Source organism: Klebsiella sp. MS 92-3, from assembly GCF_000195655.1.
Classification (GTDB): Bacteria; Pseudomonadota; Gammaproteobacteria; order Enterobacterales; family Enterobacteriaceae; genus Klebsiella; species Klebsiella pneumoniae.
The window spans coordinates 1-8,852 of sequence record NZ_GL882726.1; the positions used below are offsets into that span (position 1 = coordinate 1).

Sequence of the window (8,852 nt, forward strand, 5' to 3'; positions counted from 1 at the left end):
ACAGGCCAGTTCGCAGGTTTTGCAACCGGTGCAACGGGCGGAATCAATAAAAAATCCATACTGAGTTGTCATCGGTTACTCCTTACAGCTTCTCAACCTGAACGAGGTTGGTATGCGACGGGTTTCCCTTCGCCAGCGGCGACGGACGCTGGGTGGTCAGCACGTTGATGCTGCCCGCCTGATCCACACGCGAGGCGTCCGGGTTGTACCAGGCCCCTTCCCCCAGCGCGACGACGCCCGGCATCATGCGCGGCGTCACCTTCGCTTCGATATGCACTTCACCCCGATCGTTGAAGATGCGAATACGATCGCCGTTGGCAATGCCGCGCTTGCGGGCATCGATCGGGTTAATCCACATCTCCTGCCGACAGGCGGCCTTCAGCACATCGACGTTGCCGTAGGTCGAGTGGACGCGAGATTTATAGTGGAAGCCGGTGAGCTGTAGCGGGTATTTCGCTGTCAGCGGATCGTTGTAGTTTTCGAAACCCGGGGTGTAGATCGGCAGCGGATCGATAACATCCCCTTCCGGCAGCTCCCAGGTAGCCGCGATTTTCGCCAGATCCTGCGAGTAAATTTCGATCTTGCCCGAAGGCGTGGTCAGCGGATTAGCCTGCGGATCCTCACGGAAGGCTTTGTAGGCCACATGATGACCTTGCGGATCGCGCTGCTTATAGATGCCCTGCTGACGGAAGGTGTCGAAATCCGGCAGGTCGGGAATCGCTTTGCGCGACTGCTCATACAGATAGCGCATCCAGCCTTCCTGGGTACGGCCCTCGGTAAACTGCTCTTCGACGCCCAGACGCTTTGCCAGTTCGCTGGTCATCTCATAGATGGTTTTGCATTCAAAGCGCGGCTTGATGGCCTGATCGGCAAAGATAACGTAGGACATGTTGCCGCAGGAGGCATCCAGCGCGAAATCCATCTGCTCGGAGGCGGTACAGTCCGGCAGCAGAATATCAGCGTATTTCGCCGAGGAGGTCATATGGCAGTCAATGACCACAATCATCTCGCATTTCTTGTCGTCCTGCAGGATTTCGTGGGTCCGGTTGATCTCAGAATGCTGGTTAATCAGACAGTTGCCCGCATAGTTCCAGATCATTTTGATCGGCACGTCGAGCTTATCTTTACCGCGTACGCCGTCGCGCAGAGCGGTCATTTCCGGGCCGCGCTCAATCGCATCGGTCCACATAAACATCGAGATACTGGTCTCAACCGGATTCTCCAGCGTCGGCATACGCTCAAAAGGCAGACTATACGAGCCCTCGCGCGCCCCGCTATTGCCGCCGTTGATCCCGACGTTACCCGTCAGAATGGCGAGCATTGAGATGGCGCGGGTGGCGATCTCACCGTTGGCGTGACGCTGCGGACCCCAGCCCTGGCTAATATAGGCCGGTTTGGCGGTGGCAATTTCGCGCGCCAGTTTAACAATGCGTTCGCGCGGAATACCGGTAATCGTCGAGGCCCACTCCGGCGTTTTGGCGATACCGTCAGTGCCCTGGCCAAGAATGTAAGCTTTGTAATGACCATTGGCTGGCGCACCGGCGGGCAGCGTTTTCTCGTCGTATCCCACGCAGTATTTATCGAGGAAAGGCTGGTCGACCAGATTCTCGGTGATCATCACCCACGCGAGGCCCGAAACCAGTGCCGCATCGGTCCCCGGACGAATCGGGATCCATTCATCTTCACGCCCGGCGCCGGTGTCGGTATAGCGCGGATCGATGATTATCATCCGGGCATTGGATTTCTGCCGCGCCTGTTCAAGGTAGTACGTTACCCCGCCGCCGCTCATCCGCGTTTCGCCGGGGTTATTGCCGAACAGCACCACCAGCTGACTGTTTTCAATATCCGATGGGCTGTTGCCGTCCGCCCAGCCGCCGTAGGTGTAATTCAGACCGGCAGCAATCTGCGCTGATGAATAGTCGCCATAATGGTTGAGATAGCCACCGCAGCAGTTCATCAGACGGGCAATCAGCGTTTTCCCCGGCGGCCAGGAGCGGGTCAGCGTCCCGCCGAGCGTGCCGGTGCCGTAGTTCAGATAGATGGATTCATTGCCGTACTCTTTAATCAGCCGCTGCATATTGCTGGCGATGGTATCCAACGCCTCTTCCCAGCTGATTTGCTCGAACTTGCCCTCACCGCGTTTACCAACGCGCTTCATCGGGTACTTCAGACGGTCCGGATTATAGACCCGGCGGCGCATTGAACGCCCACGCAGGCAGGCGCGGACCTGGTGCAAACCGTCATAGTTATCATCACCGGTATTATCGGTTTCGACGTATTTAATCGCGCCATCCACCACGTGCATGCGCAGCGGGCAACGGCTACCGCAGTTGACGGTGCAGGCGCTCCAGACCACCTTCTCACTGGCGGGCGCCGGCGTATCGGCAGCATGCGACAGTCGGGTAAAAGGTAACGTTAGTGCGTTGCTGGCCAGCGCCAGGCCGCCTATTGCCGTGGTTTTCATCAGACCACGGCGGCTTACCTCAGCAGCCAGTAAAGCATCAGGGGCTTTAATTTTCATGGATACTCGCTTTGGTTGCTCACAATAAACTGACAAGCGTTATATAGACATATATATAATGCTTTGCGATATTATTAGTTTTTTATGCTGGTTTAATCCAAAGGGAGTATCACTGCATTCGCGGCAAGGATTATTGCCCGGTATCAATAAGGGCGTAAAAAAAGCGCCCGCAGGCGCTTTTAAAAGAAGGAGTGAGAAGTTTAGCCGATATATTCGAGGCCGCGCATATACGGGCGCAGCACTTCCGGGATCTCGATACGGCCATCAGCCTGCTGATAGTTTTCCATCAGCGCCACCAGGGTACGACCTACTGCCAGGCCAGAACCATTCAGGGTATGAACGAGACGGGTCTTCTTATCGGACTTGCTGCGGCAGCGAGCCTGCATACGACGCGCCTGGAAATCCCAGACGTTGGAGCAGGAGGAGATCTCACGATAAGTGTTTTGCGCCGGAACCCATACTTCGAGGTCATAGGTTTTGCAGGCGCTGAAGCCCATATCGCCGGTGCACAGCGCGACCTTACGGTACGGCAGGCCCAGCAGCTGCAGCACTTTCTCGGCGTGACCGGTCATCTCTTCCAGCGCGGCCATAGAGTCTTCCGGGCGGACGATCTGCACCATTTCAACTTTATCGAACTGGTGCATACGGATCAGACCGCGGGTGTCGCGGCCATAGGAACCGGCTTCAGAGCGGAAGCACGGCGTATGGGCGGTCATTTTGATCGGCAGATCGTCCTCGTTGATGATTTCATCGCGCACCAGGTTGGTCAGCGGCACTTCCGCCGTCGGGATCAGCGCGTAGTTGCTGCTGTCAGCCTCTTCTTCCAGCGGACGGGTATGGAACAGGTCGCCGGCGAATTTCGGCAGCTGGCCAGTGCCATACAGGGTGTCCTGGTTTACCAGGTACGGGACATAGTTTTCGCTGTAGCCATGCTGTTCGGTGTGCAGATCCAGCATGAACTGCGCCAGGGCGCGGTGCAGACGGGCCAGCTGCCCTTTCATCACCACGAAGCGCGAGCCGGTGAGCTTAACGGCGGCGGCAAAATCCAGCCCCCCGTGCATTTCACCCAGCGTCACATGATCGCGCACCTCAAAATCGAACTGACGCGGCGTACCCCAGCGGCTAACTTCAACGTTGTCGTTTTCGTCGCGGCCAACCGGCACATCATCATGAGGAATATTCGGGATCGCCAGCGCGATATCGCGAATTTCCGCCAGCAGCGTTTCCAGCTCGGATTTTGCAGCATCCAGTTGTTCGCCAAGCTTGTTAACTTCCAGGCGTAATGGCTCGATGTCTTCCCCGCGCGCTTTCGCCTGGCCAATGGATTTCGATCGGGAGTTACGCTCCGCCTGCAGGTTTTCCGTTTGCACCTGCAGAACTTTACGACGCTCTTCAAGCGCGCGAAGTTTATCTACATCCAGCTTAAAGCCCCGGCGTGCCAGTTTTTCTGCGACTGCGTCTGGCTCGGTACGCAGCAGATTGGGATCGAGCATGCTTATCCTGTGCTTATCGAATTAAAAAAGAAAAGTGGCCGCAGACTACGACCACGGAAATAGTGTAATAACCTTACCGCAACGCCTCAATTAGCGGTAGCGTTTTATCGGGCTATTTTGATCCTGTTCAGCGAGCCAGGCGAGCTTTTCGCCAATTTTGCCCTCAAGCCCCCGGTTTGTCGGGTGATAATAGCGCGTTTGCGCCATTTCCTGCGGGAAGTACTGCTCGCCGGCGGCGTAGGCGTTGGGTTCGTCATGAGCGTAACGATACTCCTGGCCGTAGCCCATCTCTTTCATCAGCTTCGTCGGCGCATTGCGCAGATGCACCGGAACGTCGTAGTCAGGACGATCCCGCGCGTCGGCCAGCGCCGCTTTGAAGGCGGTGTACACCGCGTTGCTCTTCGGCGCGCAGGCCAGATAGACGATGGCCTGGGCAATCGCCCGTTCGCCTTCCGCCGGCCCGACGCGGGTAAAGCAATCCCACGCCGAAATAGCGACCTGCATCGCCCGCGGGTCGGCGTTGCCGACATCTTCCGAGGCAATCGCCAGACAGCGGCGGGCAACGTACAGCGGATCGCCGCCGGCGGTGATGATCCGCGCGTACCAGTAAAGTGCCGCATCCGGCGCGCTTCCGCGCACCGACTTATGCAAGGCGGAAATCAAATCGTAGAACCGGTCGCCTTTGTTATCAAAGCGCGCGCTACGCTCGCCGGCGATCTCGGTCAGCAGTTCCGCCTTCAGCACCCGCTTGCCCGAGTCATCGCTTTCGGCCATATCGGCCATCATTTCCAGGGTATTCAGCGCTCGCCGCGCGTCGCCATTCACTAGCTCGGCAATGGCCCTGCGGGTCTCATCCGGCAAAATGATATCCTGGCCGCCGTAGCCGCGGGTTTTATCGTTCATCGCCTGGTCAAGCACCCGCTCGATATCGTCGGTGGTGAGCGATTTCAGTAAGTAGACGCGAGCGCGGGAGAGCAGCGCCGAGTTAAGCTCAAAGGAGGGGTTTTCGGTGGTCGCGCCAATAAAAGTAATGGTACCGTCTTCAATATGCGGCAGAAAGGCATCCTGCTGGCTTTTATTAAAGCGATGCACTTCGTCAACAAACAGGATGGTCCGCCGGCCGGCGTTGCGATTCTGCCGCGCGCGCTCAATAGCCTCGCGAATCTCTTTCACCCCGGAGGTTACCGCTGAGATCCGTTCGACATCGGCGCTGGCGTAGCGGGCAATCACTTCCGCCAGAGTGGTCTTGCCGGTACCCGGCGGCCCCCAGAGGATCATCGAATGCAGGTGCCCGGCCTCAATGGCCCGCGGCAGGGGTTTACCCGGCGCCAGCAGGTGCTGCTGGCCAATATACTGCGCTAAATTTTCTGGCCGCATGCGAGCGGCCAGAGGTTGAAACGCGTTGTCGGAAAAATCGAGCGACAGATTGCTCACTTTCGCCTCTACTTACGTTGATCGTCCACCGTCACCCCTTTCGGCGGCGTAAAGGTGAACTTAGCTGCGTCGACGGCGCCGTTCTGCTGCGATTTCAGCTGATAGCTGCTGCGCTGATCATCCTGCTCGACGGCGCTGAACTGATGGATAGTGCCGTCCCGACCGACGTTGATCGTGAACTGCTTGAGGTTGCCGCTGCCGCTTTTTGGCGTCAGCACAAAATCATCGCCATTTTGCTTGATATTATATTGCTGCCAGTCGCTGGACTGGTTGCGGGCAATCAGCATAAACGGCGTGTTGCTGGTGGCGTCTTTCAGCCAGGTCGCCGTGGCCTGCTCGACGAACGGGTTATAGAACCACAGCGTTTTACCATCCGAAACGAGGACGCTCTCATCCGGCTGGGTCATATGCCAGTTAAACAGGTTCGGGCGTTTCACCCACAGGTCTCCCTGCCCGTCCTGCACGGCGTTACCGCTACCGTCGGTGACTTTTTGCGTGAAGCTGGCATGGAAGCTGCTCACTTTATCAAGACGGCTTTTTAAGTCGCTGGCCGCATCTGCCCAGACCTGGCTGACGACCATACCAGACAGTAATGCACAGGTGATTGCGAGTTTTTTCATTGTTCTTCCTTAATGTGCGTCACTCCCGACGCGGGAGCCTCATCTGCCCCTACTGTAGGACCGCCGGCGGCGGCGGGACAGAAGAATTGGCTGATTTTGCGCTTATTTACCCAACTTTGCACTCATTCAAAGGGCGGCGGCGCCAGCACTTCGCGGTTACCGTTATGGCCCTGCTCGCTGACGATACCCTGCGCTTCCATCTGTTCGATAATACGCGCGGCACGGTTATAGCCGATGCGGAACTGACGCTGAACCCCGGAAATCGACGCTTTGCGCTTCTCGGTCACAAAGTTGACTGCCTGATCGAACAACGGATCCAGCTCTTCCCCGCCGTCGAAGCCGCCACCGCCGCCTTCGCTTTCGCTGTCGGAGGTAATGCCATCCACATATTGCGGGCGACCGCGGGCTTTCCAGTCCTGAACCACGGCGTGGACTTCCTGGTCGCGCACAAACGCCCCGTGGACGCGCACCGGCGTGGTAGAGTTCGGCCCGGAGTAAAGCATATCCCCCATACCCAGCAGCGATTCCGCGCCGCCCTGATCGAGAATGGTACGTGAGTCAATTTTACTCGACACGGTAAAGGCGATGCGCGTCGGGATGTTGGCCTTAATCAGGCCGGTAATAACATCTACCGACGGACGCTGTGTCGCCAGCACCAGGTGGATCCCCGCCGCGCGCGCTTTCTGCGCCAGGCGAGCGATCAGCTCTTCCACCTTTTTGCCGACGGTCATCATCAGATCGGCGAATTCATCCACCAGCACCACGATGTACGGCAGTTTTTCCAGCACCGGATGTACGGCGTCCATGCTGTCGCCAGGCTTCCAGTACGGATCCGGGATCGGACGTCCCATGCGCGCGGCTTCGGCGATCTTCTCGTTGTAGCCCGCGAGGTTACGCACGCCCAGCGCCGACATCAGCTTGTAGCGGCGCTCCATCTCATTGACGCTCCAGCGCAGCGCATTGGCGGCGTCTTTCATGTCGGTGACCACTTCCGTCAGCAGGTGCGGAATTCCTTCGTAGACCGACAGCTCGAGCATTTTCGGGTCGATCATAATGAAACGCACATCTTCCGGCTGCGCCTTGTAGAGCATGCTGAGGATCATGGCGTTGACGCCAACAGACTTACCGGAACCGGTGGTACCGGCCACCAGCAGATGCGGCATTTTCGCCAGATCGGCTACTACCGGATCGCCAGCGATGTCTTTACCCAACACCACGGTGAGCGGAGATGGGTTATCACGGAACTTGGCGTTGTCGAGCACTTCACGCAGGTAGACGGTCTGGCGTTTTTTATTCGGCAGCTCAAGCCCGACATACGGTTTGCCCGGGATCACCTCCACCACGCGCACGGCGACCGTTGACAGCGATCGCGCCAGGTCCCGTGACAGGTTAGAGATCCGTGCGGCCTTAACGCCAGGCGCCAGATTCAGTTCGAAGCGGGTGATCACCGGCCCCGGTGAGTAGTTCACCACATCCGCTTTAATGCGGAAATCAGCGAGTCGCGCTTCCACCAGGCGTGCCATCTGCTCGAGAGCAAAGGTATCCACCGGCTCGACTTCACTCGGCGGCGGGGTAAGCAGATCCAGCGACGGCAGTGGCGTGGTCGGCTTTTGCAGCGGTCGACTATCGCCATTGCGCATCAGCAGCGGGTGGATCAGGCTCTCCTGCGGCGCAGGGGCGGCAGGCTGATGCCCCTGAGGGGCAACCGGTTGTTGCGGCTGTACGGGCTGCGACGCAGTCGGATAGGACTGCGGCTGCGGCGGCACAGGCTGATGGTGTATCGGCTGATGCTGCGCAGGTTGATAACCCTGCTGCGGAGCGGCCGCCGGTTGTTGATAGCGCTGGGCCGGCTGCTGCGGCTGGACTTCCGGCGTCGGCGTAAACAGCGGTTCGCTCGGGCCGTCATTGACCAACGTTTTCATCGGCGAGAATTCATAATCTGCCGGCGAGAACGGGTTGGCGCCCGGCGGCTGCTCGGTAGCGTACCGCTGCTGCTGGGTAGCGGCAAACTGACGCGCCAGCTCCGCTTCCGCCGCGGCGTCGGCCTCATCGTCATCAGTCGCGTTATCGTCTTCCCAGCGATGACCGTAGCGCTGCTGCTGGGTGGCGGCGAACTGGCGAGCCAGTTCATCCTGCTCCATAGCATCCGCTTCCTCATCCGAGAGCAGCTCATCATCATAATGCGGATCGCGCTCCGCCTGCCGCGCGCGCTGTTCCGCCTCCCGCTGCGACGGTAGCTTGATGCCGTAGGAGGCCAGTTCCCGACGCGTAGGAACACGCACGCGATTGGGCCGCGGTAGTTTTGGACCGATGCCCTCTTTCACCTGAACCCGTGGGCCGCTGGACGCCGGGCTGAACAATGGCGTAGCCGCAGCGGATGCGGCAGTGGACGAGGTTGTTGCCGCCGCGCCGCCGCTGGCGGCGGTAGCCTGATGCACCCCAGCCGCTACCGCAGAGACTACGGTTGTCTCCACTGGCGGTTTGGACGCAGTGGTCGGCGGCGTCAGCGGTTTAGTGGCAATCGGACTTTCCGGCTCAGGAATTGGCTGATACCAGGAGGCCAACAGCTCGCGTTCGCGCGCCCGCTTCTCTTCCACTTCCTCGAAATAATAGAGCGGCGGACGTTTCACTTCCTCCTGCACGACCTCGGGCTCTGGCTCCGGTGGGGGAACTGGCGCGCTTTGCGGCTGATACGCCGCTGGCTCCGGCTGATACGGCTGCGGCGCGGGCTGGCCGGCATGCGGATCGTAAGCTGGCTGCTGATAGGTCTGAGGCGCAGGCTGA

6 protein-coding genes are annotated in these 8,852 nt (G+C 59.0%); all 6 read right to left on the reverse strand.

The features are described 5' to 3' along the window. A partial coding sequence (locus tag HMPREF9538_RS29165; RefSeq protein WP_171805128.1) for a 4Fe-4S binding protein occupies nt 1-72 on the reverse strand: 72 nt, incomplete at its 3' end. Between the two features lie 10 nt (nt 73-82). Beyond that, complete coding sequence (gene dmsA / locus HMPREF9538_RS23865) at nt 83-2,521, reverse strand: dimethylsulfoxide reductase subunit A (RefSeq protein ID WP_004147794.1); 2,439 nt, start codon at nt 2,519-2,521, stop codon at nt 83-85. A gap of 200 nt (nt 2,522-2,721) precedes the next feature. After that, nucleotides 2,722-4,014 carry a serine--tRNA ligase gene (gene serS, locus HMPREF9538_RS23860; RefSeq protein WP_009484043.1) on the reverse strand — a complete coding sequence of 431 codons (1,293 nt, stop codon included), beginning with the start codon at nt 4,012-4,014 and terminating at the stop codon, nt 2,722-2,724. Between the two features lie 90 nt (nt 4,015-4,104). After that, the gene (rarA, locus tag HMPREF9538_RS23855; RefSeq protein WP_002898137.1) at nt 4,105-5,448 is read right to left on the reverse strand and encodes a replication-associated recombination protein RarA; all 1,344 of its coding nucleotides are present in this window, start codon (nt 5,446-5,448) and stop codon (nt 4,105-4,107) included. Between the two features lie 8 nt (nt 5,449-5,456). Next, nucleotides 5,457-6,068 carry an outer membrane lipoprotein chaperone LolA gene (gene lolA, locus HMPREF9538_RS23850; RefSeq protein ID WP_002898132.1) on the reverse strand — a complete coding sequence of 204 codons (612 nt, stop codon included), beginning with the start codon at nt 6,066-6,068 and terminating at the stop codon, nt 5,457-5,459. Between the two features lie 122 nt (nt 6,069-6,190). After that, nucleotides 6,191-8,852 (reverse strand): DNA translocase FtsK (gene ftsK / locus HMPREF9538_RS23845; RefSeq protein WP_009484044.1); only part of this gene is annotated, 2,662 nt, incomplete at its 5' end.